The sequence below is a fragment of the Brevibacillus reuszeri genome (genome assembly GCF_001187725.1).
Taxonomy (GTDB): Bacteria; Bacillota; Bacilli; order Brevibacillales; family Brevibacillaceae; genus Brevibacillus; species Brevibacillus reuszeri.
The window spans coordinates 228061-255049 of record NZ_LGIQ01000007.1; the positions used below are offsets into that span (position 1 = coordinate 228061).

The 26989-nt window shown below is 48.5% G+C and carries 27 protein-coding genes, 2 tRNA genes and 1 riboswitch; of the genes, 21 read left to right on the plus strand and 8 right to left on the minus strand.

Annotated features, from left to right (window positions below):
* Positions 1 to 2: 2 nt before the first annotated feature.
* From ADS79_RS10760 to ADS79_RS10775, 4 genes are read left to right on the plus strand one after another with little or no spacing between them, the layout of a single operon-like run.
* Positions 3 to 914: an ABC transporter permease gene (locus ADS79_RS10760; protein WP_141261026.1), complete on the plus strand. Its 912-nt coding sequence runs from the start codon at positions 3 to 5 to the stop codon at positions 912 to 914.
* A 14-nt stretch (positions 915 to 928) separates the two neighbouring features.
* On the plus strand, positions 929 to 1933 hold the full coding sequence (locus tag ADS79_RS10765) for an ABC transporter ATP-binding protein (protein ID WP_049738417.1): 1005 nt from the start codon (positions 929 to 931) through the stop codon (positions 1931 to 1933).
* Positions 1923 to 2891, plus strand: a complete 969-nt coding sequence (locus ADS79_RS10770) for an ABC transporter ATP-binding protein (RefSeq protein ID WP_049738418.1) — start codon at positions 1923 to 1925, stop codon at positions 2889 to 2891. The genes ADS79_RS10765 and ADS79_RS10770 overlap by 11 nt, the downstream gene beginning before the upstream one ends.
* A gap of 28 nt (positions 2892 to 2919) precedes the next feature.
* Complete coding sequence (locus ADS79_RS10775) at positions 2920 to 4101, plus strand: M24 family metallopeptidase (protein WP_049738419.1); 1182 nt, start codon at positions 2920 to 2922, stop codon at positions 4099 to 4101.
* 135 nt (positions 4102 to 4236) lie between these two features.
* On the opposite strand, the gene ADS79_RS10780 is transcribed toward ADS79_RS10775, so the two are convergent.
* Positions 4237 to 4752 (minus strand): GrpB family protein, encoded by a 516-nt coding sequence (locus ADS79_RS10780; RefSeq protein WP_049738420.1) that lies wholly within the window; start codon positions 4750 to 4752, stop codon positions 4237 to 4239.
* Between the two features lie 655 nt (positions 4753 to 5407).
* On the opposite strand from ADS79_RS10780, the gene ADS79_RS10785 reads away from it, so the two are divergent.
* From ADS79_RS10785 to ADS79_RS10795, 3 genes are all read left to right on the plus strand, one after another.
* Positions 5408 to 6169: an SDR family NAD(P)-dependent oxidoreductase gene (locus ADS79_RS10785; protein WP_049738421.1), complete on the plus strand. Its 762-nt coding sequence runs from the start codon at positions 5408 to 5410 to the stop codon at positions 6167 to 6169.
* A gap of 183 nt (positions 6170 to 6352) precedes the next feature.
* A complete protein-coding gene (locus ADS79_RS10790; RefSeq protein ID WP_255323507.1) occupies positions 6353 to 7081 on the plus strand; it encodes a MerR family transcriptional regulator in 729 nt (242 codons plus the stop codon).
* A 142-nt stretch (positions 7082 to 7223) separates the two neighbouring features.
* Positions 7224 to 8156, plus strand: a complete 933-nt coding sequence (locus ADS79_RS10795; RefSeq protein WP_049738423.1) for a manganese-dependent inorganic pyrophosphatase — start codon at positions 7224 to 7226, stop codon at positions 8154 to 8156.
* Positions 8157 to 8266: 110 nt separating this feature from the next.
* Here the strand turns inward: ADS79_RS10795 and ADS79_RS35630 are convergent, their stop codons facing one another.
* Positions 8267 to 8440 (minus strand): hypothetical protein, encoded by a 174-nt coding sequence (locus tag ADS79_RS35630; RefSeq protein WP_162839526.1) that lies wholly within the window; start codon positions 8438 to 8440, stop codon positions 8267 to 8269.
* Between the two features lie 256 nt (positions 8441 to 8696).
* On the opposite strand from ADS79_RS35630, the gene ADS79_RS10800 reads away from it, so the two are divergent.
* The 8 genes from ADS79_RS10800 to ADS79_RS10835 all read left to right on the plus strand — a co-directional run bounded on the left by ADS79_RS10800 (position 8697) and on the right by ADS79_RS10835 (position 15438).
* Complete coding sequence (locus ADS79_RS10800; RefSeq protein WP_049738424.1) at positions 8697 to 9458, plus strand: MerR family transcriptional regulator; 762 nt, start codon at positions 8697 to 8699, stop codon at positions 9456 to 9458.
* A 157-nt stretch (positions 9459 to 9615) separates the two neighbouring features.
* The gene (locus ADS79_RS36400) at positions 9616 to 9747 is read left to right on the plus strand and encodes a hypothetical protein (RefSeq protein WP_255323493.1); all 132 of its coding nucleotides are present in this window, start codon (positions 9616 to 9618) and stop codon (positions 9745 to 9747) included.
* Between the two features lie 4 nt (positions 9748 to 9751).
* Positions 9752 to 10705: an MBL fold metallo-hydrolase gene (locus ADS79_RS10805; protein WP_049738425.1), complete on the plus strand. Its 954-nt coding sequence runs from the start codon at positions 9752 to 9754 to the stop codon at positions 10703 to 10705.
* A gap of 112 nt (positions 10706 to 10817) precedes the next feature.
* Positions 10818 to 10968: riboswitch (cobalamin riboswitch) on the plus strand.
* 131 nt (positions 10969 to 11099) lie between these two features.
* Entirely contained in the window at positions 11100 to 12095 is a 996-nt protein-coding gene (locus ADS79_RS10815; protein ID WP_049738427.1) for an ABC transporter substrate-binding protein, read from the plus strand.
* 1 nt (position 12096) lies between these two features.
* Positions 12097 to 13134, plus strand: coding sequence for a FecCD family ABC transporter permease (locus tag ADS79_RS10820; RefSeq protein ID WP_049738428.1), 1038 nt, complete (start codon positions 12097 to 12099; stop codon positions 13132 to 13134).
* Positions 13135 to 13137: 3 nt separating this feature from the next.
* Complete coding sequence (locus ADS79_RS10825) at positions 13138 to 13920, plus strand: ABC transporter ATP-binding protein (RefSeq protein ID WP_049738429.1); 783 nt, start codon at positions 13138 to 13140, stop codon at positions 13918 to 13920.
* A gap of 12 nt (positions 13921 to 13932) precedes the next feature.
* Positions 13933 to 14499 (plus strand): bifunctional adenosylcobinamide kinase/adenosylcobinamide-phosphate guanylyltransferase, encoded by a 567-nt coding sequence (gene cobU, locus ADS79_RS10830; protein WP_049738430.1) that lies wholly within the window; start codon positions 13933 to 13935, stop codon positions 14497 to 14499.
* A gap of 285 nt (positions 14500 to 14784) precedes the next feature.
* Positions 14785 to 15438 carry a YitT family protein gene (locus ADS79_RS10835; protein WP_049738431.1) on the plus strand — a complete coding sequence of 218 codons (654 nt, stop codon included), beginning with the start codon at positions 14785 to 14787 and terminating at the stop codon, positions 15436 to 15438.
* A gap of 108 nt (positions 15439 to 15546) precedes the next feature.
* Here ADS79_RS10835 and ADS79_RS10840 read toward each other — a convergent pair whose 3' ends face one another.
* Positions 15547 to 16659, minus strand: a complete 1113-nt coding sequence (locus ADS79_RS10840) for an N-acetylmuramoyl-L-alanine amidase family protein (protein WP_049738432.1) — start codon at positions 16657 to 16659, stop codon at positions 15547 to 15549.
* Positions 16660 to 16993: 334 nt separating this feature from the next.
* Between ADS79_RS10840 and ADS79_RS10845 the strand changes: the two genes are divergently transcribed.
* Both ADS79_RS10845 and thiM read left to right on the plus strand, forming a co-directional pair.
* The gene (locus ADS79_RS10845) at positions 16994 to 17476 is read left to right on the plus strand and encodes a hypothetical protein (protein ID WP_236699949.1); all 483 of its coding nucleotides are present in this window, start codon (positions 16994 to 16996) and stop codon (positions 17474 to 17476) included.
* 26 nt (positions 17477 to 17502) lie between these two features.
* Positions 17503 to 18312 carry a hydroxyethylthiazole kinase gene (thiM, locus tag ADS79_RS10850; protein ID WP_049738433.1) on the plus strand — a complete coding sequence of 270 codons (810 nt, stop codon included), beginning with the start codon at positions 17503 to 17505 and terminating at the stop codon, positions 18310 to 18312.
* Between the two features lie 153 nt (positions 18313 to 18465).
* On the opposite strand, the gene ADS79_RS10855 is transcribed toward thiM, so the two are convergent.
* Positions 18466 to 18669 (minus strand): hypothetical protein, encoded by a 204-nt coding sequence (locus tag ADS79_RS10855; RefSeq protein ID WP_049738434.1) that lies wholly within the window; start codon positions 18667 to 18669, stop codon positions 18466 to 18468.
* 603 nt (positions 18670 to 19272) lie between these two features.
* Here ADS79_RS10855 and ADS79_RS10860 point away from each other — a divergent pair.
* Positions 19273 to 19365, plus strand: a tRNA-Ser gene (locus tag ADS79_RS10860).
* A 4-nt stretch (positions 19366 to 19369) separates the two neighbouring features.
* Positions 19370 to 19443: transfer RNA gene (locus tag ADS79_RS10865), tRNA-Glu, on the plus strand.
* 353 nt (positions 19444 to 19796) lie between these two features.
* Here ADS79_RS10865 and ADS79_RS10870 read toward each other — a convergent pair.
* The 3 genes from ADS79_RS10870 to ADS79_RS34290 all read right to left on the minus strand — a co-directional run bounded on the left by ADS79_RS10870 (position 19797) and on the right by ADS79_RS34290 (position 23858).
* On the minus strand, positions 19797 to 20801 hold the full coding sequence (locus tag ADS79_RS10870; RefSeq protein WP_049738435.1) for a FecCD family ABC transporter permease: 1005 nt from the start codon (positions 20799 to 20801) through the stop codon (positions 19797 to 19799).
* On the minus strand, positions 20798 to 21793 hold the full coding sequence (locus ADS79_RS10875) for a FecCD family ABC transporter permease (RefSeq protein ID WP_084765801.1): 996 nt from the start codon (positions 21791 to 21793) through the stop codon (positions 20798 to 20800). The genes ADS79_RS10870 and ADS79_RS10875 overlap by 4 nt, the downstream gene beginning before the upstream one ends.
* A gap of 88 nt (positions 21794 to 21881) precedes the next feature.
* Positions 21882 to 23858, minus strand: a complete 1977-nt coding sequence (locus ADS79_RS34290; RefSeq protein ID WP_084765804.1) for an AraC family transcriptional regulator — start codon at positions 23856 to 23858, stop codon at positions 21882 to 21884.
* Positions 23859 to 24129: 271 nt separating this feature from the next.
* Here ADS79_RS34290 and ADS79_RS10885 point away from each other — a divergent pair, with 271 nt between their 5' ends.
* Both ADS79_RS10885 and ADS79_RS10890 read left to right on the plus strand, forming a co-directional pair.
* The gene (locus ADS79_RS10885) at positions 24130 to 24666 is read left to right on the plus strand and encodes a pyridoxamine 5'-phosphate oxidase family protein (protein WP_049738436.1); all 537 of its coding nucleotides are present in this window, start codon (positions 24130 to 24132) and stop codon (positions 24664 to 24666) included.
* Positions 24667 to 24756: 90 nt separating this feature from the next.
* Positions 24757 to 25500, plus strand: a complete 744-nt coding sequence (locus ADS79_RS10890) for a YggS family pyridoxal phosphate-dependent enzyme (RefSeq protein WP_049738437.1) — start codon at positions 24757 to 24759, stop codon at positions 25498 to 25500.
* A 24-nt stretch (positions 25501 to 25524) separates the two neighbouring features.
* Here the strand turns inward: ADS79_RS10890 and pdxR are convergent, their stop codons facing one another.
* Positions 25525 to 26955 carry a MocR-like pyridoxine biosynthesis transcription factor PdxR gene (gene pdxR, locus ADS79_RS10895; protein WP_049738438.1) on the minus strand — a complete coding sequence of 477 codons (1431 nt, stop codon included), beginning with the start codon at positions 26953 to 26955 and terminating at the stop codon, positions 25525 to 25527.
* Between the last annotated feature and the right edge of the window lie 34 nt (positions 26956 to 26989).

Sequence of the window (26989 nt, forward strand, 5' to 3'; positions counted from 1 at the left end):
ACATGAATCAAACGACCATAACCTCGTCAGAAGTGAACCCTCGTTCTATGAACCTATCCCGTAAAAAGGAACCGAAGTGGCGTGTTTATTTGCGACGGCTGCTGAAAAGCCCGACAGGCACCATCGGGTTTGTCATCATCCTTGGCGTCCTTTTTCTCGGAATTTGTGGCCCGTGGATCGCTCCATATGATCCGAATCAGGCAGAGCTGGGCAAGAAGCTGCTGCCGCCGATGTCTGAGGGGCATTTGCTTGGGACTGATCAGCTCGGACGTGATATTTTTTCGAGATTGATTCATGGAACCAGCGTATCTCTTATTATTGGGAGCTGCACGGTTCTGTTTGCCGGACTGATTGGAACAACACTTGGCCTCGTCGCCGGGTATTTCCGTGGCTGGGCAGATACCATTATCATGCGAATTGTGGACGTGAAGCTGAGCTTTCCTTTTGTGCTGCTAGTGCTCGTCATCAATGCTGTGATGGGGGCAGGTCTGCAAAATATTATCATTTCGCTTGTGTTTGCCGGCTGGATTATCTATGCGAGGGTCGTTCGCAGTGAGGTGCTTGCTTTGCGGGAAAAGGAATTCATTCTTTCATGCATTGCTACAGGCGTTCCTCGCTGGGAAATCATCGTTCGGCATATTGTCCCGAATTTGTTTACACCGATTATTGTCCTCTCGTCCCTGCAAATCGCGACGTATATTATTGCGGAGGCCTCGATCAGCTTTTTAGGCTTTGGCGTTCAACCTCCACAGCCAGCTTGGGGCAACATGCTTAGTGAAGGCAAGGATTATATTTTCAGTGCCTGGTGGCTGATTACGTTTCCCGGCATTGCGATTGTGCTCACGGCATTGGGTGTCAATCTGTTCGGGGATTGGCTGCGTGACGTTCTCGATCCGGAACTGAAGGGAAATTGAAAGAGGTGACGAGGATGGGCAAAGAATCCCCGCTATTGGAAGTGAAGCAGTTACAGACACATATCAAGACGGCAAATGGAATCGTCAAGGCTGTAAACGGGATCGACCTGACCGTTTATGCGGGAGAGACGCTGGGGATTGTAGGTGAATCTGGCTGTGGTAAAAGTATCACCTCGTTATCCATGATGGGTTTGCTGCCCAAGCCTATGGCGTATATAGAAAGCGGACGAATCGTTTTTGGCGGTCGGGATATTACCCAGCTCTCCGAAAAAGAAATGCGCAAGCTGCGAGGCAATGAAATATCTATGATCTTTCAGGAGCCAATGACATCGCTCAATCCCGTTTTTACGATCGGACAGCAGCTCAGCGAACCCCTCAAACAGCATACACGCCTGAGTAAAAAGGAAATCCGCTACAAAATCATCGAGATGCTAAAGTCAGTAGGAATTCCCCGAGCGGAGCAGATCATCGATGAGTATCCACATCAGTTGTCGGGGGGCATGCGTCAGCGGGCGATGATTTCGCTTGCTATGCTCTGTGAGCCGAAGCTTTTGATCGCAGATGAACCGACAACGGCGCTGGACGTGACGATTCAAGCGCAAATCCTGCAGCTGATGAAAGAGATTAAGCAACAAAAAAGGATGTCGATTCTGCTGATTACCCATGATCTTGGAGTCGTTGCAGAAATGTGCGATCGCGTCGTTGTCATGTATGCGGGTCAGGTGGTGGAGAATGCGGACGTAAGAACGATCTTCCATTTACCGAAGCATCCTTATACACGAGGTCTGCTTGCATCGATGCCCAATGCCAATGAGCGAAAAGGGGAACTCAAGTCGATCCCGGGGAGTGTCCCACGCCCAGACGAGCTCCCACAAGGATGCACCTTCGCACCGCGCTGTCCGCAGGTGATCGACAGGTGCTTGGAGGAGAGACCACCGCTTCTTTCCTTGCCTCACCAGTCATGTCGCTGCTGGTTATATGTGCGCGAGCATCAGGAGGTTGCTGCCCATGCTACCTGAGCCTTTGCTAGAGATCAAGCAACTAAAAAAGTATTACGACGTCAAAACGGGCTGGTTCCAGCCAAAGGAGCAAGTAAAAGCTGTCGATGATGTGTCCTTCACCGTGTATAAAGGGGAGACGTTTGGACTGGTAGGCGAGAGTGGTTGCGGTAAGTCCACGACTGGTCGTGCCATTCTCAAATTGCAGGAACTGACCTCGGGAGAAATCTGGTTTCAGGGTGAAAATATTGCAGATCACTCCTATGAAAAAATGCGGAAGCTGCGCCGCAAAATGCAGATGGTTTTCCAAGATCCATACGCTTCTCTCAATCCGAAAAAGACGATCCTGCAAATTCTAACAGAACCGTTGCGTGTTCATGGGTTGTATTCGCCGGAAGAACGTGTTCAGAAAGCGATCGAAATTTTGGAAATCGTCGGACTCTCAGAATATCATCTGCATTCGTATCCGCATGAATTTTCCGGGGGACAACGCCAAAGGATTGGGATTGCAAAGGCCGTAATTCTCCAGCCTGAGCTGATCATTGCGGACGAGCCGGTTTCAGCTTTGGACGTATCGATTCAGTCACAGGTGATCAATCTGCTGCTGCAATTACAGCGAGACTTTCATCTGACCTATCTGTTTATTTCTCACGATCTGAGTGTCGTCCGACATATTACGGATCGGGTCGGCGTCATGTACCTCGGTAAGCTGGTGGAGCTGGCGCAGACGGAGGAGCTGTTCGCCAATCCGAAGCACCCGTACACCAAAGCACTTTTGTCTGCGGTTCCGATTACGCATCCAGACGAAGAGAAAGAAAGAGTGATTTTGACTGGAGACGTGCCTAGTCCCCTCCATCCGCCGCAGGGCTGCACCTTCCATCCACGATGCCCGGATTGCATGATGATCTGCAAAACAGAAAAGCCCCCCGTTGTGGATGTAGGAAATCATACCGTCGCTTGCCACATCTATTCCACATAAAATCAAACCATGAAAAGAGGAGATTCGCATGTTACTAGCCATTCCAAAAGCAGAAATTTTCGAGCGTCAGCAAAAGCTTTTTGCAAGACTGCAACAAAATCAGCTAGATTGTGCGATTTTATTTAGCGTCACGGATATTTTTTACCTGACTGGCTTTCATTTTCATCCGACAGAAAGACCGATTGGCTTTTTCATAGATCCACAGCAGCAAACTCATCTGTTTGTTCCGGCGCTTGAGCATGAGCATGCGGAGGAATTCGCGTATGTAGACAAGGTTCATTCCTACCCAGAGTATCCAGGACTTCGTCATCCGATGGAGTATTTCAAGGACGCATTGCTTGAAGCAGGCTTTGCTGGAAAACGGGTAGGCTTTGATGCAGACGGCTATGGTTCGTCCATGGGCTATCGCGGGCCAAAAGTGAGCCAGTTCTTAGAGGCACAGCAGTTCCAATCGATTTATGGCTGGGGAGAAGAGATGCGGGTCATCAAATCACAAGCGGAGATCGAGCTGATTAAGGAATCATGCCGTTGGGGAAATTTGGCTCACCGCTTGCTGCAAAAGTATTCCAAGCCAGGTCTGAGCGAAATTGAAATTACGACGAGAGCGAGCTCCGAGGCGACTATGGCGATGATCGAGACGCTTGGCGCTGATTACAAGCCTCATGGCAATACAGCGTATGCGCTTTTCCGTGGGCAAGTAGGGGCAATGTCTGCTTTCCCGCATGCCGTGACACAAAACCTCGTGCTGAAAAAGGGGGATACACTCGTCACAGGTGCAGCTGGTGAGGTGTGGGGCTACCACAGTGAGCTGGAGCGGACGATGTTTGTGCAGGAGGTAAGCAAGGAGCAAGAAAAATACTTTACTTACATGGTTCAAGCGCAGGATATCGCCTTCCAAAACATCAAACCAGGTATCCCAATGTCAAAAGTCGAGGAAGCGGTTCAGGCGTTCTTTAAGGAAAATGAAATCCAGCATTTGACCGCACATCATACCGGACATGCCATCGGCTTGCTCGGCCATGAAGCTCCGTTCTTTGACCTCGGAGATCATACGATCATTCAACCTGGAATGGTTTTGACCGTTGAACCAGGCATATACGTCCGCGGGCTGGGTGGCTTCCGTCATTCTGATACAGTGGCAGTGACCAAGGATGGGATTGAGATGCTGACGTACTATCCGCGTGATTTGGAATCGATGATTTGCATCTAGGGGTAAAGATATTTTACAAAGGAATCAATTGGGTGGTACTGCGTGGTCAGAGAAATGATCACGCGGTGCCATTTTTTGTTGGCAGGTGTTCAGGAGCCGTGCTTGTTGACAGGAGTAGTAAACGTGTCGATGGCCTTATTGAGCTGCAAACCATTCCAAAGCCACTTTCTCGGTTGCGAGCACCCATGCTTCCTTCCCATTTACATAGGCAGCGGGATCATGGGGGTAGCGGAGTGCTAAGCCTTCCTTCAACGTCCCATATGCTTTCGCGACTTCGGGATGAGCGCGCAAATAGTCTCGAAAGGCAAGATGACGATCAATCGCAGGATGTCCCGTTTGATAAATGTGCACATGGTGTGTGCGGTTGTCTCCGCCCTTGGGAAAATAGCGTCTGCCCTCTAAACCAAATTCGCCTCTTGGTACATACCCAAGCTGCCTCATTGATTCATGATAGGAATCGATTCGTTCAATATTTTTGACTACAGGGAGCATGTCAATGATGGGCTTTGCCTTTAATCCTGGGACAGCCGTACTCCCGATATGATGAATCTCCAGCAACTCATCGCCAAAAAGCCCACGTAAGATCTTCGCCTCTTGTGAGAATTGGTGTACCCACGTTTCGTTATACGGGGTAACTGTCATTTTTCGCATAGACTATTCTCCGTCCAAGCTCTCATGAACTAATAGGCACTCTACTTTCATGTGGTAGAGTGCCTGAGGTTATTTCCGATTATCTGATTCGCTGCATGCCGCTGCCATAGACTGATTGGAGAGTGCGATCAACGTAATACGTGCAGGGTTTTTCATCTCCAGGGTTACTACCGATGTGACCACTGTTTGTATGGTCACGAATAGATAGATTCAAAAAAATAGATTTTTCCAACTGGATAATTCCAACGAAAATCGTTTCTCCTTCTGCATGATTCAAAATAGAAAGGTAGTATAGAAACGATATGGTTTACACAAAGGTTCACGCTCTCTTTCATATGTATCCGAGACTGGTAAATCTCGGCTGCTTTTATTATACGGAAGGAGAACGTATACCTGCAAAGTCAAAGAATGCTTATCTGAGGCGAGCAATCGGCATCTTTCGTAGTTTTCGGCAGAAGAAGGCACTCGCGCTTCTTTTTTAAAGATGTGGCTCGCTGGCAGTCGCATTTTCAACGATGGTGGAAGAACAGGCAAAGGAAAATCGCGGCACGTCTTGCAAGTGACGTTACGTCATCTTTTACAATGAATTCAAGCACAAGAACCACTCACAAAACACTCATTCCTACTCGGATTCGATGAAACGGAGGATAAGATGATGAGCAAACGTTTAGAAAATAAAGTAGCGATTGTCACAGGAGCGGGGCGCGGTGTTGGGCAAGGTGTAGCAATTGCAATGGCCAAAGAAGGCGCACATGTAGCCGTTGTTGATATGAACGCAGAAAATGCCGAGAACACTGCACAAGGGCTGCGTGAGCTGGGGGTAGAGGCGATCGGGATTGCTTGCGACGTCTCGGACCAGGAGCAGGTAAAAAATACGATTGATACCGTCATTGCAAAATGGGGGACGGTCGACATTCTCGTCAATAATGCACAGGCGTCCAGAGTAAAGACCTTTGAAGAAATGACGGCCGATGATGTGCATTTGGCTTACTCGACTGGTACATTGTCTACCTTCTTTTTCATGAAAGGGGTTCTGCCCTATATGAAAGAAGAAGGCTATGGCAAAATTATTAACTTTGGCTCTGGTGCGGCGATCGATGGCCAATACGGACAAGCTGCCTATGCGGCAGCAAAAGAAGGGGTACGTGCTTTTACCAGGGTAGCTGCCCGTGAATGGGGAGCATATGGCATCAACGTCAATCTGATTTGTCCGTTTGCGAATTCGCCAGGAATGATCGCCTGGTCCAAAGAAGAGCCACAAATGTACGAGGCGTCGCTTGCTAAATTGCCGATTAAACGAATCGGGGATTGTGAAAAAGATATTGGACGGACAGCTGTATTCCTTGCATCCCGGGATTCTGATTACATCACTGGACAAACCATTATGGTCGATGGTGGAGGAGTTATGGTCCGCTAAGTAAAGTTGACGAAAAAAGAGTAATTTGCCCATAATAAGAGAACAACCAAATGAGCTGTTGGCGATTTGCCGGCAGCTTTTTTCAGTTCTTTTCGAGCTTACGTCACATGACTCATACATAAGAAAATGATCGAATGAAAAGGGTGATTTTTTCTGGGTGAAAAAACATACGGAACGGGTGAGATAGCCCGACTCCTGCAAATCACAAAGCGAACACTGCGCTTTTATGACCAGATCGGTCTGTTGACGCCGTCTTCCTGGTCTGAAGGCGGTCATCGTGTCTATACAGAGGATGAGATTGAAAAGCTATACAAGATTCGTCTGCTAAAAGCGCTCGGGTTAAATCTGAAGCAGGTCAAGCTCATTTTTGAAGAGTCCACACTAGAGTGGGAAGACTTATTGCAGCAGCAGCTGGAAGAAATCGAAAATAAGATGAAAACATACAAGCTTATGCAGGAAATCATCCTGGTTGTGCAACGCTCCATCAAGCTGGAAGGAAAAATGGATTGGGATCACTTATTCCGATACCTGCACCTTTTATATGAAGCAAAGCCTGATGCCAGGCAGGTTGGCTTAATCAATCTGTTTACAGAAGAAGAGCTTGATTTCCTGGAGAAGAATTTGCCCCGTATTCAGGATAATGATTCGCGGACACAGGAATTCATTGAATTGTTTGCGGAGATCAAAGCGGATGAAAATAGAGATCCTGCCTCGGAAAAGGCGAGGGCATGGGCAAAGCGCTTCTTGCGAGCAAGCGACCGTATTTTTGCCGGCAGAGAAGAGCTGCGGGAGAAGCTGTGGCGTATTCAAAAAGAAGCGCCTGAACTAATCATGCACTATCCAGTCGATAGCAAGCTCCTTGATTTCATCGAGGAAGCCATCAAGCAGCTTCCAAAAGAGAGGGAGCTGTAGTGCGCGGACAAGAATCCTGCACGCGGGAATGCAGCAAAACGTTGTTTTCATTCATCAACTTTGAACCTATAATGTTACTTGGGAATATCCTCTATCCTATGGTATAATTTTGTCGCCAAAACAAGTCTAAGGAGTATGGATCATGGAAAAAAAACTCATTTTCGGTCATAAAAATCCAGACACGGATTCCATTTGTTCTGCCCTTGTATACGCTGATTTGAAAACAAAGCTGGGTGCTGATGTAGAGCCTGTTCGCCTGGGTGTAATCAGCAGCGAAACTCAATTCGTACTTGATTACTTCCAAGTGAAGGCACCACGCTTGGTGGAAACAGTAGCGAACGAAGTCAACGAAGTCATTCTCGTTGACCACAATGAGCGCCAACAAAGCGCCAATGACATTGAGCAAGTGCAGGTAGTTGAAGTAATCGACCACCATCGTATTGCCAATTTTGAAACAAGCAATCCGCTCTATTTCCGTGCGGAGCCAGTTGGTTGCACGACAACCATTCTGAAAAAGCTGTACAAGGAAAATGGTGTGGAGATTCCAAAAGAAATCGCTGGACTGATGCTGTCTGCGATTATTTCCGATACATTGCTGTTGAAATCCCCAACCTGCACGGAGCAAGACGTAGCTGCTGCTCACGAGTTGGCTGAGATTGCTGGAGTGAACCTCGAGACGTACGGTTTGGAAATGCTCAAGGCAGGCGCTGATCTGAGCGATAAAACGATTGCCGATCTGCTTTCCCTTGATGCAAAAGAATTCCAAATGGGTAGCGCAAAAGTAGAAATCGCCCAAGTGAATGCAGTAGACGTAAATGATGTACTGGCACGTCAAGCTGAATTGGAAGCAGCAATCAATAGCATCATCAGTGAAAAAGGACTCGATCTGTTCTTATTTGCCGTAACCGATATTTTGAACAACGATTCCGTAGCGATTGCTTTGGGCAGTGCAACACAAGCAGTAGAAAAAGCATACAATGTGACACTCACAGGCAACAAAGCTGTTCTCAAAGGCGTAGTGTCCCGCAAGAAACAAATTGTACCGGTACTGACCGATACATTCCAAGCGCTGTAATTTCATTTTTTCCGATGAAGAAAAGGCTCCCCGCATTAGGGAGCCTTTTTTGGCATTCAACCGCGCCCCCGTCAAAAGGGATAGCGATGCTAGGTTTTCTTTTGGAAAGATTAAAACGGACCGAGATTTTGATGATGAGAATTATGCTGAATGTATTGTTGGGCGTAGGCATCGTCAGTGTAATTTTTAATCGCATGCTTGTCTCTGGCACGTTGACTAAGCATGCCGCTAAAGAAGTAGCCGGCGGCAACTACTGCTACGACAAAACCAATAATATAAAGCATCGGATTTCCTCCTTTTCCTTTCAACGAAAGGCTAGGTTATGAAGTGAGCGTACTGTATCGCATCCCACGCTCACCTACAGTCCATGCTGTCATGCTTTAATGCTTACATAATTGTATCATAAAAAAGGAAATGTTTGTTAATTGTTGTCGGATTTGATTATCCTCGTTTGAAAAAATGGATCTTTTTTTCGTCAAGTTTGTGTTTGACATTGACGGTACGTAAATGTGTACGATGAATTTGTCAGGAGGGATCACATTGGAATATACCGTACAAAAGCTAGGGCTCCTGGCGGGTGTCAGCACCCGGACACTCCGATATTACGATGAAATTGATATTCTCAAGCCGGCGAGAATCAATTCATCCGGATATCGCATCTACGGACAGCAAGAGGTAGATCGACTGCAGCAAATCCTTTTTTACCGTGAGCTGGGTGTGAGCTTGGAGGAAATCAAGGAAATCATCACCTCACCGCATTATGACGCTGACCACGCTTTGCAGGAGCATCGCGCGAAACTTCTGGAAAAACGTGCACAGCTAGATGCACTTATCGCCAACGTCGAAATGACCTTAGCCGAAAGAGGGGGAAAAAGGAAAATGAGCGACAAGCAAAAATTTGAAGGCTTCAAACAAAACTTAGTAGATGAAAATGAAAAACAATATGGCGAAGAAATTCGAGTGAAATACGGAAGCGAGCAGGTCGATAAGGCAAACGAGAAAATCAAAGGGATGACGGAAGAGCAGTACGCAGAGGTCGAGCAGCTAGGTGCCGATTTGTTACAGACTCTCGCGCAGGCATTCACCACTGGCGATCCTGGTAGTGAACTGGCGCAGAAGGCAGCAGACATGCATCGTCAATGGCTGAGCTTTTACTGGGATCACTACAGCAAGGAAGCACATGCAGGGATCGCCCAGATGTACGTCGACGATCCGCGATTCACGGCGTACTACGAGAAAGAACAGCCTGGTCTGGCAGCGTTTTTAAGGGATGCTGTCGTGATTTATACAAGCAAACCGTAATTTATCTCTAAATCGAATTAAAGTCAGAAAAGCTGCCTGCAGATGGGCAGCTTTTCTCATGCAAAATGAAATTCATTCAAAATAATCAGGAAATAAAGTGGTAAGATGGAGACAGAGGCAGGATGAACGAGTGAATATCATGGTGGGGGCTTGACTGATGCGTCAAAGGATTGTAATGAAGGCCACCCATTCCATTCATTTAGATCGTCCAGACGTCATTGTAGAGGTATTAAAGCCATTTTGCGATACCCAGTCAAGTCATCCGATAAAAAACGACGAAGGAGTTTGATCCTATGAATACAAAAGAACCACTCGATTTGGGACAGCGCATTCACCTGATTGACGGCTTCGACCTCGGCATGCCTGAGCGTACAGGGACTTATGTGATTGCGGATGAGGAGCTCACCTTGATCGAAACAGGTCCGAGCCCATCCGTTCCGTATATTCGTGAAGGTCTGGCAAAGCTGGGTTATTCTCTGGAGCAAGTCAAATACATAATCGTTACACATATTCATCTTGATCATGCAGGAGGTGCGGGCTTGTTTATGCAAGAGTGCCCGAATGCCAAAATCGTCGTCCATCCCAAAGGAGCTCGCCACCTGGTCGACCCGAGCAGACTCATCGAAGGAGCTAAGGCAGTATACCGGGAGCAGTTTGATTCCTTATTTGATCCCATCGTTCCTGTACCAGAGGAGCGGTTGCTTATTCGGGCAGATGGGGAGACGCTTGCAATTGGTCCAGCATGTACGCTGGAATTTTTAGACTCCCCAGGTCACGCGAACCATCATTTCAGCATCTACGACCCGGTCAGTAAAGGAATGTTTACGGGGGATACCGCAGGGGTGCACTATCCACAGCTGAAAAAAGAGGGCCTGCATCTCGTTTTGCCCTCAACTTCTCCGAATCAGTTTGATCCTGAGAAAATGCTGCATTCGATCGCTGGTTATCGGGAGTATAATCTGAATCGTATCTACTTTGGGCATTTTGGGATGACCGACCAGGTAGAGGATGTCTATCGCCAGGTAACAGCATGGCTGCCTGTATTTGTCTCCGAGGGGGAGGCGGTTATGGCAGCAGGACTCGGGTTTGAAGAGCTAGCTTCACGTCTTTTGAATCGGGTCATGGATGATTTGCAAACAGCGGGCATATCAAAGCAGCATGAAGTTTTTGGCATCCTGAAGCTTGATCTGGAAGTATGCTCGATGGGAATACTCGACTATTTGCAAAAGAGGGCACAAAACGGATAAGACAAAAAATGAGAAACCAAATTCCGCTCAGGTCTTTGGTTTTCTTTTTCGTTCTTTTTTTCTCTGAGGAGTGCTATCATGGTGGATGAGTCTCAACTGCTTTTACAACCAAATCATTTTGATACAAACAGGTGCCTTGCTTCTCCTAAGGAAGAAACGAGGTGAAAAGGGAAGTCGGTGAAAATCCGGCGCGGTCCCGCCACTGTGAAACGGCATTCGTATATGCCGTAAGCCAGGAGACCTGCCTGTTTGTTTTTGCGCCTGCGCCTTCGCGGAAAGGAACGGCAAGCTCAGGAGTTCCTCTTGATGTGGTCCAACCTGAACAGCCAGCCCCTTTGCGCCGAAAGAAGTCGCACAGGGGTTTTTTAGTAGGGATAGAAAGGAAGATTTCAAAATGAAACGATCGCTGCCACTATTTATTCCTGTATTACTCGCCTTGAGCCTGGTTGGATGCTCGGGAGCGGGAAACAGCCAGTCCGCACCAAATGCACAAAGCCCGGCAAAGCAGGAAGCATCTCAAACAAATCCTGTCGCAAGTACCGTAAAAGAGACAACCTATCCACTTACGGTCAAGGACGCTACAGGAAAAGAAGTGACATTCCAAAAACAACCTGAAAGAATTGTTTCTACTTCTCCGGCTGAAACCGAGATTTTATTTGCGCTTGGTCTGGAGGATCGGATTGTCGGGGTATCTGAGTACGATGATTACCCAGAAGCAGCCGTGTCCAAGCCAAAAGTAGGTGGAGTCGTCACGCCAAATGAAGAGGCGATCTTGTCACATAACCCAGATCTCGTCATTGGCGGAATTTCGATGGATAAGGCCGTTGCTGACAAGCTGAAGTCACTCGGGATGCCTGTCTATGTGACACACCCCAAAAAGCTGGATGACATCATGAACAATATCGTGGCGATGGGTGTCATCACCAATAAGCAGGAGCAGGCAGAAAAGCTGGTTGCCCAAATGAAGCAGGATATAACCGAAGTGACTGAGGCTGTGAAAGGTCTGAAGCCAGAAGAAAAGAAAAAAGTGTACTTGGAGTTTTCCCCAGGCTGGACCGTTGGAAAAGGCGAGTTCATGGACGAGCTGATTACGCTCTCAGGTGCAACCAATGTGGCTTCGGATACAGAGGGCTGGAATGCAATCAGTGAGGAAAAAATTCTAAAAGATGATCCCGATGTCATTTTGTATGCGGAAGGAATTGTTGACCAGGCGACATCCAAAAAGCTGGAAGATATCATTCTTTCGCGAAAAGGCTGGGAAAAAATGAGTGCAATTCGAAATAAACAAGTGTTTGGTATGGACCAGAATATCCTGTCCCGCCCTGGTCCGCGCATTACACTAGGCTTGAAGGAAGTAGCTAAAGCGATCTATCCTGACCTGGTGAAATAAAATGAAAAGGCGTTTATTGCTATGGGGAGGAGCGGGGTGTCTCACTTTGCTGGCATCGATGGTCGTCAGCATTTCGTTGGGATCTGCACAGCTCCCTCTTTCTCAAGTATGGTTGATCCTTTTGCACCAGCTCCCGGGATTATCAGATGTGATTCCCGTCAGTTGGCCAGAATCCTTTGAACAAATCGTCATGAAAATCCGGTTTCCACGCGTAATTTTGGCTGTTTTGGTAGGGGCATGTCTGTCTCTTGCCGGAGCTGGGTTCCAAGGTGTACTGCGCAATCCACTCGCTGATCCGTATACGATGGGGGTTGCTTCCGGTTCAGCTGTTGGGGCAGCTTTTCTCATTCTTTTTGGACTACACATTTCCTTTTTGGGTCAATGGACCATACCAGTTGTTGCTTTCCTTACGGGCTTTGTCAGCTTGTGGATTGTTTTGCGACTGGCAAATACCCAGGGAAAACTGCAAACAGAGACATTGCTGCTATCTGGAGTCGTCGTACAGGCTTTTCTTGGGTCGCTAGTTTCGTTCATGGTCTCGCTCTCGGATAAAGCGGTGAACGAGATCGTCTTTTGGCTGATGGGTAGCTTGTCATTTCGCGGCTGGGATTTTACATATGTTTTGCTGCCGTATTTACTTGTTGGGCTAATCGTACTCATTTCTTATGCTCGTGCACTGAATTTGTTTGCGCTTGGAGAAAGACAGGCTGCTCATTTGGGCGTTAGCGTGGATCGAACCAAGCTGGTTGTACTGATTGTTTCTACACTGCTGACGGCAGGGGCAGTTTCAATTGCCGGGATTGTCGGGTTTGTCGGCCTCGTCGTTCCTCATCTCGTGCGGATGCTGGTGGGGCCGGATTATCGTCTCTTGCTTCCTATGGCGACGATTTGCGGTGGAATTTATGTACTGTGGGCAGATACCGTGGCGAGAATGCTATTGAGTCCGACAGAAATACCACTCGGAGTTGTTACTGCTTTTCTGGGGGCTCCGTTTTTTGCCTATTTGTTGAAGCAGAACAAAAGGCTGGGCAGGAGGTAGACGATGATTCAAGTGAATGGCATTCAAAAGGCATATCAGCAGACAACGGTTTTAAAAGAGATCGAGTTTTCGGTGTGCAAGGGAGAATTTTTCGGTATCATCGGCCCGAATGGCAGTGGAAAATCGACTTTGCTGAAAATGATATCCGGAGTGATCCCGTACGATGTCGGCGAAATCGTCATACAAGACAAACCGTTACGCAAGTATGCACGCAAGGAGCTAGCGCAGATTTTGGCGGTGCTGGAGCAAGAGGGTTTACCGCCAGTAGGCTTTCGGGTCCGTGAAGTGATGGAGATGGGGCGTTTTCCCTTCCAAAACTGGCTCGGAGAAGAGGCGGAGGATGCGACGGCACTCATTGATGAAATCATCGAGATGCTCGGCCTAAGCGCGCTGGAGGATCGGACACTTGACCAGCTAAGCGGTGGGGAAAAGCAGCGTGTTGCACTGGGGAAGGCACTTGTCCAAAAGCCCAAGCTGCTGCTATTGGATGAGCCGACGACCTACCTGGATATCGGCTATCAAATTCAATTGATGGATATCGTGAAAGGTTGGCAAAAGACGACTGGTGTGACGGTGGTGGCGGTCTTGCATGATTTGAATTTAGCGTCGCTATACTGTGACCGGATTTTGATGCTGCACAAGGGAAAGCAAGTACAAGTTGGCGGGCCGAGAGAAATTATGACGAGCAGCCTGATTGAAGACGTCTACGGAACAAGACCGATTGTGATGGAGCATCCCGTTCATCAATTACCACAGATTTTTTTGAAATCAGAGATGGGGAAATAGGGAGGGGTCTGAGTGGTCGTATTAATTACTGGCGGGGCGCGCAGCGGAAAAAGTACGTTTGCCGAAAAATACGCTGCTCATCTCGGTACAGCGGGAATTTATATCGCGACCTCCCCTGTATTTGATGAAGAGCTCCGCGAACGGGTAAATCATCATCAGCTTCGACGGGAGCAATCCTCTTTTGCCTGGAAAACGGTGGAAGAACCGCATCTGCTTGCAGACGTATTGCAAAGTTTCAAGAGCCGTGCGGATGTGGTGGCAAAAGAGAGCGTGATCCTCGTTGATTGTCTCATTTTATGGCTATCCAATCTGTTGTTGCAAGCTGAAAAGGACAATCCGATGGAGCACATCATGGAGAAGCTGGCAGAGCTGCTGGCGGTTCTAGAAGATTACCCGGGAACCGTTTTGCTCGTCACGAATGAAGTGGGCGATGGCATTGTGCCAGAGTATCCGTTGGGTAGACTTTTTCGTGATCTGGCTGGTCTGATGAATCAGCGCGTGGCTTCGATCAGCGACCAGGTTTTTTTGGTTACTGCCGGAATTCCTGTGGAGCTGAAGAGCAGGGCGTTTCGTTTTTAAAATGGGGGAAAGGCGAAGAATGTTCGTCTTTTCCCCATTTTTGTGTTACAATAAAAGAAAAGCAATGGAAGGGATCAGGATACCATGCGTCCCCATAGGACGATCTGGAAACAGTATGACTCCTCCTACATCTAGCTTCGTAGTAGTCGAACGTCTCTAGTGACGTACCAACCTACTACGAAAGCGGGGCATTTTGTATGAGTAGCGACTTAAACTTACGACGAAGTTCCTCGGTAGTCGGTTGGCCGTCCAAGCCTAAATCGACAAAATTGCGAGGAAACCAAGATGAGGAGAGCGCTGCAAGCTTCTAAGCGTTACAGTTTGATTTTGTTTGGTGCATGTTTGCTGGCATTTGCGTATTATCACATTAACTATCAAAACCACCTATCTGAGGGTGGATTCGTCGGACTGGGCTTATTGGCGAAATACGCCTTTGACTTATCACCGGCGATGATGATGCTTCTGTTGGACATTCCGTTGTTTATCGTGGCATGTCTGGTTAGAGGGCGTCAATTCATCTGGGATACGATTGTGGCATCATTGGCTTTCACCGGCTTTTATGAATGCTTTGAGCAGTATTCCCCGATTGTCATGGACCTCCATAATATGATGCCTGTCGCTTCCTTGTTGTCCGGTGTATTGACTGGACTGGGAACAGGACTTGTGCTCAGATATGGAGCCGCAACGGGTGGGGACGATATTTTATCCTTACTACTCAGCAAGTACACAGGATTGTCAATTGGTACGATTTTTCTTTTGCTGGACGTCATGGTGCTTTGCTTGTCGTTCTGGTATGTACCGATGAAAGAGATGATGTATACCATTTTGGCTGTTGTCATTTCCAGTCGTGTGATTACGTGGACCGTAGAAGCCGGATCGCATGTGGCGGCTAAGGAAGAAGGACACGGACATGGCAATGTCTCGATGACCCACCGTTAATATGAAATCAAGGATAGTAATCGTTGTGAAACATGCATATAGATTGAGAAAAAGGGCCTTGTCGGCAGTAAATCGACAGGGCCCTTTTCTTGTATTTCCTTATTCCCATCAGTTAGCAAAATAGTCAGCAAGACCATCTGCGATTGCCTGTGCTGCTTTTTCCTGATAGCTTGCCGTGCGAATGATGGCTTCATCTTTTGCATGTGTGAGGAAGCCAAGCTCAACGAGTACAGCCGGCTGCGCGTTTTCACGCAGTACATGATAGTCGCCATAGGAAAGGCCATTACTAGGGAGGCCTAGGTTGTTACGCAGCCCAGCCTCGATAGACTGGGCTAATGGATAATCCTTGGTTTGCGAATAAAAAAACGTCAGTGTTCCTCGGTTAGGCTTGATCGAGGAGTTGTAGTGGATGCTGATGAAGGCATCCGCAGCTTTGGCTTCACTCACGGCAACGCGCTGTGCGAGGGAAGGCTTTTCGCTGTCGCTATTTCGGGTCAATATCACTTGTGCCCCGCGTTGACGCAGCTTGCTCGCCAATTTCAGTGCTGTGTCTTGATTGAGCTTCTTTTCTTCTGTCTTCCACGTCAGTCCTATTGCTCCAACATCACTACCGCCATGCCCCGGATCAATGACGATGACTTTTCCCTTCAGCCCAGGTGACGTTCCCTTCTTTGGAGTTACTGTACTTGATGACTTCTCACTCACATAGGTAGCAGAGACCCAGCCAGTTTTTCCTGTGGAGGTTTTGACCTGCAACCAATCCTGCTTGCGGCCCATAATGTCAAGGGTAGTTCCCAGTGTCAAAACTTGTACGATCTCTTGATCTAATCCGGGTCCTTTGCGCATGCGTAGAGCGTCTGCCGTTACCGTTCCTTTGTTGCCACTGGAAGAGGCGGTAGATGGGGCAGGTGGAGACGGTTTGGTGGTCTCCTTATTCGTTGACTTTTGCAGATAGTAGCCTGCCACCCAGCCTGTCGTTTGCTTGTAGCTTATTTTTGCCCAGCCGTACGCTTCTTTGGAGATGGTGACCATCGTGCCATATGACAAGGAACCGACGACGGCTGCTTCAAAGCTGGGCTCACTGCGCACGTTTAATGAGGAAGCGAGTACTTTTGCGCTGGTTTGTTCAGCTGCCCTCACTGGCCACAACCAGCTATAGGGGAGGGTGAGGAGTAAGCAGAGACAGATAATAAGGTAAATTTTTCCATTAACTTTATTCATAAAAATACCTCTACATGTGATGACTGATTTGTTTACCTGGACAATGATAAGAAAGATTGCGTTATTCTAATAGGGTATTTTTTCCTGATTTTATGTAGGAATTTCGATTGGGAGCGCAATTTTTCCGGTAAATCCACGAGTTTACAAATTATTTTTTAAAATAGGTTCGAATGTAACATAAATTGCACGGCTTCCTTTTCCGATACCAGAAATAGACACAAAAAAGGGAGATAGGGGATTTTACATGTCTACTTATTATTACTTCAGTTGCACAAAATGCCGGACCCGGGGGGGAGTATTCGGCAAACAGGCTTGGGGATGGGGGGATTTCGATATGATTGAATCCTTCAAGTACCTTGCACATCATATTCGTACATGTGGAGAAGACTCGATTCGCGTCATTTCTGAGGATGTAGAGGATTATGTCGATCAACTGCACGGGGAGTACAACGACTTTTTAGAAGAAACCAAACATATTTTTCCTCATTCCAAGGATTGGCAGTTTTTGGATCAGTGGAAAATGCTAAAAGTCGAAGAAATGAAGGAAAAGTGGGTGGAAGAGAACCGAATTTCTCATCCAGACGACCGCATCAAGATTACGGCATTTTTGGAACATATTCATATTCTGAAAGAAGGAGCGGGTCATTATTTATTTCATAGTCATGTAACCTGTGAAAAAGAGAATACCTGGAACATCCTCGCTTCGATGCGAGAATTGCCTCTTCTGCAGCATTCCTATATCATCATAGGAGAAAGGCAAGAACATCCAGAGCTCGGCGAAGTTTTGACTGTACATAAAATGCTTCCCGCGTCCTGAAGATGTGACAGAAAGGGGCAGAAATCATGGAGCTTCATCGGATTGGAGAATCACTGGATCGGGTACGCCAGTATAATCCGCTCATACATAATATAACCAATGTCGTCGTGACTAATTTTACCGCTAATGGATTGCTGGCTTTAGGGGCTTCCCCGGTAATGGCCTATGCGAAGCAGGAAGTAGCTGACATGGCCAAAATCGCAGGTGCTCTCGTATTGAACATGGGGACTCTAAATGAGCTTGAGGTGGAGGCGATGCTGATCGCAGGGAAATCCGCCAATGAGCATGGGGTCCCGATCATATTCGATCCCGTAGGAGCAGGAGCAACCCCGTATCGGACAGAAACCGCGAGAAAATTGGTGAACGAACTAGCTATCTCTATCATCAGAGGAAATGCAGCAGAGATCGCCAATACGATTGGGGAAGAGTGGCAAATAAAAGGCGTGGATGCCGGAGCGGGTGAAAAGGATGTTATCTCGTTGGCAATCGCAGCTGCCAAGCACCTGCAAACCATCGTTGCAATCACTGGAAAAACAGATGTAATCTCGAATGGTGAGAAAACCTATCTCATTCACAATGGACATCCGATTTTGACCAAAGTGACAGGCACTGGCTGCTTGCTTACTTCTGTGATGGGTGCGTTTGCTGCAGTGGAAAAGGATACACTGGCAGCGGGTGTACATGCCTTGGTCTGCTATGGGGTTGCTGCTGAGCTTGCTGCTCACAAAGCTGGGCAGGAGGGGCCAGGCAGCTTTCAAATTGCGTTTTTAAACACATTGGCAACGATGACATCAGATGACGTCCACCGCATGGGGAAAGTAGAGAGAAGGAAATAAGAAAACCTCTATCGAGGCTTCCCCAAAGAGGAGCGACCGCGTTTTAGCGGAAAGTTTCCATGCGCTCCAGAATTCATAAGCGTCGCGCTTATGAATTCTTATACGTTAAAAAATCCCCCAATCATGGGGGAGAAAATGATCTTGCGATTGCGACTAGGATAGGTATGTTAGAGTATAGCTGTAGTTACGTAAAGTATATGAGATCAGCTTCTTCTGGTGCTCGGAAATGGAAAGGAATACAAACTCTACTTGATCATTTTCAAACGGACGTAATGCGGAAATGCAGATGCCATGACAGGTTATTTCTTTCTGTAGCGCCAAGGCATGTCTGGCGCTTGTACGTATGTGCAACTCCATGCTGCGTACCCTCCTTGGACACTCCATAGAGTACCAAAAAAATACAGTGGAATTGCAAAGGAATTTTGTCAGATTTATGTCCGATTTTTACACGATTTGTGAATCAGGTGAGGGGAGAGTCACACACTTATCTCAGTGCATCTACTCTTTGTCGGGAAGACATTGTGCACGAGAGAAGTAGGAAGAAATCATTGCAGCCATTCGGCCTTTTTCTGTGGAGTAATTAATTTTATTGGAAAGGCACCTCAATAACTCGCGGTCACAGCTGCAAGAAAAATAACCGCGCTTTTGGTAGCAAAGATCGTGCTTTTTACAGCATAAATCAATATCGTCAATCGGGGCACCAGGTCCTGAACATCCTGGTCCACACCAATTTCCGTATAAACACGGGATTCGGCCGCTACGATTTTTTCTTCTGGCCACTTGCTACCACCACCATACCGAGTGTATTACTCCAGAGTATTGCGAATGCCAAGTGGTTGCTTTAGGCAAGTGGCCGTTTTTTGGCAGGAATTATTTTAATGAAATTTCCCTTGAAAACGGTTTTTAGATATGGTAGATTAATTCTTGCCAAAGTGATCAAATCGCGGCACATATGAAAATGGATGGATGTCCGAGCGGCCGAAGGAGCACGATTGGAAATCGTGTAGGCGGGGTCGACCCGTCTCGTGGGTTCAAATCCCACTCCATCCGCCATCTTGGCCCGTTGGTGAAGCGGTTTAACACAGCAGCCTTTCACGCTGTCATACAGGGGTTCGAATCCCCTACGGGTCACCTAAGTTATAGCATCTTGCAAAGAGTCCGCTAGATTCAGGTATTGGTGGTGGCAACACCGTGGAGGTTCAAGTCCTCTCGACCACATTACCTCATCAACGAAAGGTTCTTGTTCTGCTTTTTCTGGCAGAGCAGGAACCTTTTTTCTATTTACAATTTTTTAGGCTGCTGCTAAGTCTAGCTTTCCAAATAAACCGTGGCTTTCGTTCTCATGCCAAAGTGCACCGGGACGGGTAGCGATGTAACCCATGTGCGTGTAGTTGCCGACTATTTGTTCTTGTAGTATGGAATCCCATCCATCACAGGAGTAGGAATCGGGGGCTAGCCCACGGACTCCTACTCCATTCTGTCGATTAAGATCTTGGCCGTTTGCGCCTGAACAGGAGGTACAGGAAAAAAGGAGCTCCCACTCCGGCGGTAAACACGCCCGCTGGGATATCGAGCGGCAGGAACAGCATTCTTCCCGCCAGGTCGGCCAGTAGCAGCACGATCGCGCCGATGAGTGCCGCAGTCGGAATGACGATTCCGTAGCGATTGCCGACGAGCTTTCTCGCCATATGCGGGGCAAGCAGGCCAATGAAGGAAATTGTGCCGGCGATGCCGACTGCTACCCCGGCGAGGGCGACACTAAGCAGCATCGCGGCAAGTCGGCTCATCTGGAGTCTGCTGCCGAGACCGATCGCCGTTTCTTCGCCGAGCGCCTGAATGTCCAGTTCCTTTGCCCACAGCAGCGAAAGAGGGATTATAACGACGATCCACGGCCAGATGGCCATGATATAGCTCCAGTTCGTCCCATACAAGCTGCCTGTCATCCAGTTCAGCACCTGAGCCGCGAGGTAGGCCGGACCGCTCAGCAGCAAAAACATGGTCAAGGCGCTCATCGCCATCGAGATGCCGATACCGATTAGCACGAGTCTGGAGGGAGTGACTCCCTGTTTCCAGGCGAACAAGTAGTTGACCACAGCCACGGCGAAGGCGCCAACGATCGCGATGACCGGCACGAAATGAATGCTGTAGCCGGTAAAGACGGTCATAAACGCGACAACGGCCACCGAAGCGCCGCCCGAAACGCCGAGTAGATCTGGAGAAGCGAGCGGATTGCGGATCACCCCTTGTAGCAGGCTGCCGGAAACGGCCAATGCCGCACCGATCAGGAGTGCCGCCACGATGCGTGGCAAACGAAACTGTCTTATAATCAGATCGCTTCCTTCCTCATTCATGCCTACAAGCGACAGGATCACGTCCCGAATTGGAACGGATATGCTGCCGAGCGACAGGCACAAAACGGCCAGGACGAGCGCAGCAGCTGCCAGTGCGCTTACGATCGTCGCATTTTTCCATGCAGGACGTCTGTTCATGACCTCCTCCTTCTCGCCACAAAGATTAGGAAAGGGACGCCGATAAGAGCCGTTGCTACGCCGACAGGGACTTCTTTCGGCATAAGGACGAAGCGTGAGGCGAGATCAGCCGCTACCAGCAAAATCGCTCCGGTCAAAGCGCTGTAAGGAAGCAGCCAGCTATGATCATTGCCTACTATGTACCGACACAGATGCGGCACGATGAGTCCTACAAAGGCGATTGGTCCCGCTGCCGATACAGAGCCGCCAGCCAGAAGGATGACCGCGAGCACGGAGACGGCTCGGATTAGTATCAGCCGCTGACCGAGTGACTTCGCACTGTCGTCTCCTAAGGCAAGCACATTAAGTGAGCCAGCGATCAGCATCGAGAGGAGCCAACCGGTGCACAAGTATGGCAAGACGAACAGCAGATGGCTCAGCTGTCTGCCCGCTATGGAGCCGATCATCCAGAGCAGCGCCGTTTCTAGCGAATGCTTGTAAATGAGCATAATCCCTGAGGTGACCGAGGACGCGAAGGCGGCAACGGCCGCCCCGGCAAGTGTCAGCTTGATCGGCTCGAAACCGCCGCCACCGTGCATGCTCAGCGTGTATACGAACAAGGAGGTTATCGCCGCTCCGCCGAGTGCGACCCAGATCATGCCGCTCATCGGCAGAGACGAGCCGGTGAAGGCAAGGCCGACAACGATAAACAGAACGGCGCCGGAATTAATTCCGAGCAGAGAAGGCGATGCCATCGGGTTTTTTGTCAGCACCTGCATAATCGCCCCGGCAACGGCCAAGCTCGCTCCGACGGAGGCGGCGATCAGCACACGGGGGACACGTGATGTTGTCAATATCAGATGCTCGTTCGAGCCGTTAAACTGTGTATAAGAGAGCCATAGATCGTGGAGGCTGAATCTCTGCAGCCCGAATAGGACGCCAGCTAGCATCCCGAACAGAAGGAGCGCGCAACCAGCGGCAAGTCCGATCCATTTTCGCTTGCGGCTTCGCATGACTATCCCATTGTTCCTCACCTCATTTAATATCCTGAACAAGAAAAAACCGGCGTCATTTTTGAACCGACGCCGGCCAGCGTTTATACTATTTCACTTCGAAATAGGCGGCCAGCTCATCGAGCAACAAGTTTGCCGCTTTGTAGCCACCTGCCGAGTTCCAGACTGCTTCGTCCACCTGAATCACCTTGTTCGTTTTGGCAACGTTCAGGTTTTTGAACAGTGGGTCGTTTTTCCATTCCTCGACAACCTTCGACGCATCGCTTTTCCCAGTTTGTTCCGACACGAAGTAAAACATGACGTCTCCGTCCATGCTAGGGATCGTTTCCTTGGTCAGTACCTCGATGAACGAATCTTTGTCCTGAGCGGGCGGACGAGCAATACCGAGTTGATCCAACAGCACCCCGGAGAACGTCTGCTTCTGGTATATCCGCACCTGCGACGCGGAAAACCGGACGACTGACACTTTCGTTTCCGCCTTGCTGCCCAGCTTTGCCTTTACGTCAGCCACGCGTTTGTTGAAGTCCGTCATCGCCTTGTCGCCTTCGTCCTTCTTGTTGACCGCTTCCATGTACAGCCTGAAATTGATTTGCCAGTCTCCAGCCAGATCGGCCGCGAATACGGTCGGCGCAATCTGCTTCAATTGCTCGTATATTTTCTCCTGCCGGACTTTGTTTCCGATAATGAGATCTGGCTTCAAGCTCGCGATCATCTCGATATTCGGCTGCAGCTCGTCGCCTACGACCGTGACGTCTTTCATCTCGTCCTTGATATGGTTGTACCACGGCGTGCCGACCCACGACTGGACGGCACCGATCGGCTTCACGCCTACCGCAAGCAGCGCTTCTGTTCCTTCGTTGGTCAGAATGACGACCCTTTTCGGCGTGCCGTTCACCGTCGTTTCGCCCATCGCGTGCTTGATGACGCGGGGCGCTTCTTTATCCGGCGCAGTCTGGGACGCCGGTGCTGTCGCCTCCGTATTTTGTTGTTGTCCTGCCGTCCCTCCGGCCACCGGGTTCGGTGTCGTACCTCCCGAGCATGCGCTGAGTAGCAACGCGAAGCAAAAGAGCAGCGTAGCGGCTATAGATGTTCTGGTCCTTTTGCGCATCGATAAATGTCCCTCTCTCTCTTGTTGAAAACGATTATCAATTACATGAACACTATACCGTCCAAGCCCTCGACGGGCAATGGGAGATGTCGACATGAAGGATGGATTTTTTCGACGTTGCTCCTGCTTCTGCGCGTTTTCTTTGAACGCTGTCGGCGAAACACCCACATTTTTTTTGAATAGGCGACTGAAATAGTAGCTGTCTTGGTAACCGACGCTTTCCGCAATTTCTTTGAGCGTGCAATCTGTCCCAAGTAGCAGCTCTTTCGCTTTCGCCATACGAAGCTGGATTAAATAATCGATTGGGCTCGTCTCGTGGCGTCTCTTGAACCATCTTAAAAATTGGCGCGGATTGCAGTCCAGCATCTCCACGAGCGATTCAAGCGTAATTGGCCGAGCGTAATACTGGTTCATGAACAACACAGCTTGGGTGACCGGGTCCGGCTTGACCGGTTCGATCCCCTGCTTGTCGAGCTGCCGCATGACCTCGTAGATGAATTGATAAAATAACGACTTCACATGCAATTTGTCGATAAGACCGGCTGCGATCCATTCCTTCGCCATTCGCTCGGCGATATCGAGCAAGAAAACGGGATATTGCGGTGCAAATCCGTACTGCATGCGAAACGGATCGTCCAACTCCACTTGCCGCGTAAATTCCTTACGGCTCGGAAAGGAGGCCGACGCCTTGTACAAGATCATGTAATATTCGAACGATTGCTTGGCCGTAATATCTAGACAAGCACCCTTTCCCCCGTGAAATAGATGAAACCGCTGCGTATTGTACAGGACTCCGTCGAGTCTTACTTGCGCGCTTCCGCGGATTGCATACAGAAACGCGTTCGCTGGCAGCCGATAGGCGAGCAGCTCTTCACCGCTTTCCATGCTTCTATGTCGTATATCCATTACTTTTACGGAGGCCTGATTCCATAGCAACAGATGATCGTCCAGTTTCATTCGTTTTGCCTAGCTCCTTCCAACTCCAAGCTTCATGCTCATAACGTTCGTCGCTATTTATTATATTTGATAATGATTCTCAATTACAATGACTATTCCACAAAAAGACAAAAAAAGAAGACAGCATAATTACGAAATGAATCATTTTGTCCCATACTACCTGTTTTTGCATTATGGATTGCTCAAACTAAGTATATATGGACGTTTCTATTCATTCCAATGCTTGCTAAACTTGCCTAAATCATACATCAATTCAGTAGGAGTGAAGAAAATGGATGGGGTACGTTACAAGATAAGAGAAGTGTTGGACAAGAGAAAGATTGAGGCTTTTTTGCAGCAAGCGCGGGTTGGTCATCTTGGCATGGTCGACGGTCAGCTTCCGTATGTTGTTCCGCTCAATTTTGTTTGGACAAATGGGAAGCTTTACTTCCATGGAGCGACCGGCGGGAGACGAAATCAGGTGATGAGCGCGAATTCAGAGGTCTGTTTTACGGTTTGTGAGGAATATGGAACGATTACGGATCCGGTGCCAGCCAAGACGGACACAGCGTATATGAGTGTAATGGTTTTTGGCAAGGCAGAATCCGTCACCGATCTGGATGAAGCGACACACATGCTGCAAGAAATGATTCATAAATATGTGCCCGGCTACTATAATCGGCCGTTGCCCCAGCAGCACGTAGACAAATACCGTTCAGCAGTATTCGGTGGCCCGGTACAGGTATATCGAATTGATCCACTGCACATCACCGCAAAAGAAAATCCGCTGGAAGTAGAAAAAATGTTCAGGCCCGGAAAAACGGTGTGATTGGTTTGAAGAGTAGAGAGACATAGGCTAATTTGCCCGGCGCGGGGGAACACATCAATCCCAATCCACATCAGAAAGAAGGCAGGGAATATGGAAAATCTCGTTGCGGGGAATCTCAAAACCGTACGGCAGCAGATGGAGGTGGCTTGCCAAGCTTCGGGGCGCAACCTCGAGGACGTGAAATTGTTATTGGCAACCAAAACCGTACCACTTGAAAAATTGCAGATGGCCATGCAAGCGGGGGAAACGCTGTTTGGAGAAAACAAAGCGCAGGAACTGCGGGGAAAATTTCCGCTTATGGAGCAGTACAAGCAGGTGGAATGGCATTTTATCGGGCATTTGCAAACGAATAAAGTGAAGGATGTGGTCAAATATGTGACGCTCATTCATTCTGTGGACCGATTAAAATTGGGGCAAGCTTTGCACCAGCAGCTTCTCAAAGAGAACAAAACGATGAACATACTGGTGCAAATCAACACGTCCTACGAAGAAAGCAAATTCGGTGCTCCACCGGAAGCGGCATTGGAACTGGTCGAACAATTGTCGCAGTTCGAAACACTAAACGTGAAAGGCTTAATGACAATTGGAAAGCTGAATGCAACAAACGACGAGACCCGACATTGTTTCCGGTTGCTAAAAGAGATTCAATCGCAGGTAAGGGAGAAAAAGCTTTCGCGAGTCGAAATGGATATCCTGTCGATGGGAATGTCCGGTGATTTCACCGTAGCAATCGAAGAAGGGGCTACCATCATTCGCGTAGGAACGAAAGTTTTCGGCCAACGCTACTTACCGGACAGTTATTATTGGAATGAAAATGCCCGTCAGGATGACTAGGAGAAGTGGGCGGGGATGCTTGGATCATAAAAGCATTCCCGCTAGACGCTTCATCCCTTCAACAATGGCTATTTCATCTACTTTGGCAAAACCAAGTACAAAACCTTTCCGATCGCTTGCCAAACAATAGTTGCTGAGTGGATAAACACGGATTCCTTTTTCGAGCGCCAGTTTCGCCACGGCTTCTTCTCCAAACGATTGATCAGCCTCAAGAAGCATATGTAATCCCGTTTCTACGCCGCTTAATGTGAAGTGCTTGCCAAGACCTGTCGAGATGATGGCTTTCGTCATAGCCTCGTGTCTGCGCCGATACACATTGCGAACTCGCCGCATATGGCGCATAAAATGACCGTGTTCGATAAAATGGGCAAGCGTCAATTGCTCCATAATCGGAAGATGGCGATAAGTTAATTCCTGGACGCGTGCAAGTTGACGAATAGCTGCTTTGGGACCGATGATTGCTGATAGGCGAATGCCAGGAGCGACCATTTTGGAAAAGCTCATCATGTACAGGGTGTTCTGAGGGCGTTGACTGAACAAGGTTGGGAGCGGATCACCGCGATAGCGAAATTCACTGTCGTAATCATCTTCAACAATCCAGAACCGATGCTCGGCAGCCATGTGCAACAATTGTTGCCTGCGAGGCTCCGATAGAATGACTCCAACTGCACATTGGTGCGATGGTGTAACAAACACAAGTTTGGACGCAGGAGGAATATGTTCCACACAAAGTCCGTACTCGTCGACCGGAACGGGGACAACTTGCATGCGCCGATACTTCATCGCCATCCAGGCAGCGGGGAAGCCGGGATCTTCTACAGAAACCGTCTCGCCTTCATGCAAAAGCGCTTGGGCGATCAAATCAAGACTATGTTGTGCACCTGAGGTTAAAAGGATTTGATCACGATCTACATGAACGCCTCGTTCGAGGGATAAATAGCGTTGAATCTGTTCGCGCAGCGGTAGAAATCCATAGGGATCACCGTAAGCCCAACTATCCAGGCTTGTTTCTGCGGTCGCCTGTAAAAAGGATTGCCGCCAAGTTCTTTGAAAATGTTCATCTAAATACGGCTCATGGGGAGTAAAATCGATCTCTACTTTTTGATTTTCTTTACCGCCGAACCAACTGTGCAGCTGTCCGACTGCGTCGCTTATTAAAGGCAACTCGGGCGGAAAAAGTTCCTGTGGCGAAGCATCCTCTGGTGGACGAGCTTCATAGATCCATTCGCTCACTCTCGTCCCACCACGACGAGAGGTTACCGTGTAGCCGCGGCTGTATAACTCCTCGTAAACAATCTGTATGGTTGAACGGGAAACGCCAATCAATGGAGCGAGTTCGCGGGACGGGAGCAGCAGCTCGCCAGGTGCCCATTTTCCTGTTGAAATGTTATGAATCGCTTGATCAAGAAGTTGCTGCCAGATGGGCCGGGCGTCATCTCGGTTTACTTTTAGCATTTGTTCACCTTCAGTATTTGTGTTGTCATTATGG

Coding starts and splice junctions, on each gene's coding strand:
- thiM (WP_049738433.1), top strand. CDS start 17,503: ATGGAGCTTCATCGGATTGGAGAATCACTGGATCGGGTACGCCAGTAT.
- ADS79_RS10845 (WP_236699949.1), top strand. CDS start 16,994: ATGATTGAATCCTTCAAGTACCTTGCACATCATATTCGTACATGTGGA.
- ADS79_RS10890 (WP_049738437.1), top strand. CDS start 24,757: ATGGAAAATCTCGTTGCGGGGAATCTCAAAACCGTACGGCAGCAGATG.
- ADS79_RS10805 (WP_049738425.1), top strand. CDS start 9,752: ATGAATACAAAAGAACCACTCGATTTGGGACAGCGCATTCACCTGATT.
- ADS79_RS10780 (WP_049738420.1), bottom strand. CDS start 4,752: ATGCGAAAAATGACAGTTACCCCGTATAACGAAACGTGGGTACACCAA.
- ADS79_RS35630 (WP_162839526.1), bottom strand. CDS start 8,440: ATGCTTTATATTATTGGTTTTGTCGTAGCAGTAGTTGCCGCCGGCTAC.
- ADS79_RS10775 (WP_049738419.1), top strand. CDS start 2,920: ATGTTACTAGCCATTCCAAAAGCAGAAATTTTCGAGCGTCAGCAAAAG.
- pdxR (WP_049738438.1), bottom strand. CDS start 26,955: ATGCTAAAAGTAAACCGAGATGACGCCCGGCCCATCTGGCAGCAACTT.
- ADS79_RS10870 (WP_049738435.1), bottom strand. CDS start 20,801: ATGAACAGACGTCCTGCATGGAAAAATGCGACGATCGTAAGCGCACTG.
- ADS79_RS10785 (WP_049738421.1), top strand. CDS start 5,408: ATGAGCAAACGTTTAGAAAATAAAGTAGCGATTGTCACAGGAGCGGGG.
- ADS79_RS34290 (WP_084765804.1), bottom strand. CDS start 23,858: ATGAAACTGGACGATCATCTGTTGCTATGGAATCAGGCCTCCGTAAAA.
- ADS79_RS10840 (WP_049738432.1), bottom strand. CDS start 16,659: ATGAATAAAGTTAATGGAAAAATTTACCTTATTATCTGTCTCTGCTTA.
- ADS79_RS36400 (WP_255323493.1), top strand. CDS start 9,616: ATGCGTCAAAGGATTGTAATGAAGGCCACCCATTCCATTCATTTAGAT.
- ADS79_RS10855 (WP_049738434.1), bottom strand. CDS start 18,669: ATGGAGTTGCACATACGTACAAGCGCCAGACATGCCTTGGCGCTACAG.
- ADS79_RS10825 (WP_049738429.1), top strand. CDS start 13,138: ATGATTCAAGTGAATGGCATTCAAAAGGCATATCAGCAGACAACGGTT.
- ADS79_RS10820 (WP_049738428.1), top strand. CDS start 12,097: ATGAAAAGGCGTTTATTGCTATGGGGAGGAGCGGGGTGTCTCACTTTG.
- ADS79_RS10815 (WP_049738427.1), top strand. CDS start 11,100: ATGAAACGATCGCTGCCACTATTTATTCCTGTATTACTCGCCTTGAGC.
- ADS79_RS10835 (WP_049738431.1), top strand. CDS start 14,785: ATGAGGAGAGCGCTGCAAGCTTCTAAGCGTTACAGTTTGATTTTGTTT.
- ADS79_RS10875 (WP_084765801.1), bottom strand. CDS start 21,793: ATGCGAAGCCGCAAGCGAAAATGGATCGGACTTGCCGCTGGTTGCGCG.
- ADS79_RS10760 (WP_141261026.1), top strand. CDS start 3: ATGAATCAAACGACCATAACCTCGTCAGAAGTGAACCCTCGTTCTATG.
- ADS79_RS10770 (WP_049738418.1), top strand. CDS start 1,923: ATGCTACCTGAGCCTTTGCTAGAGATCAAGCAACTAAAAAAGTATTAC.
- ADS79_RS10795 (WP_049738423.1), top strand. CDS start 7,224: ATGGAAAAAAAACTCATTTTCGGTCATAAAAATCCAGACACGGATTCC.
- ADS79_RS10765 (WP_049738417.1), top strand. CDS start 929: ATGGGCAAAGAATCCCCGCTATTGGAAGTGAAGCAGTTACAGACACAT.
- ADS79_RS10885 (WP_049738436.1), top strand. CDS start 24,130: ATGGATGGGGTACGTTACAAGATAAGAGAAGTGTTGGACAAGAGAAAG.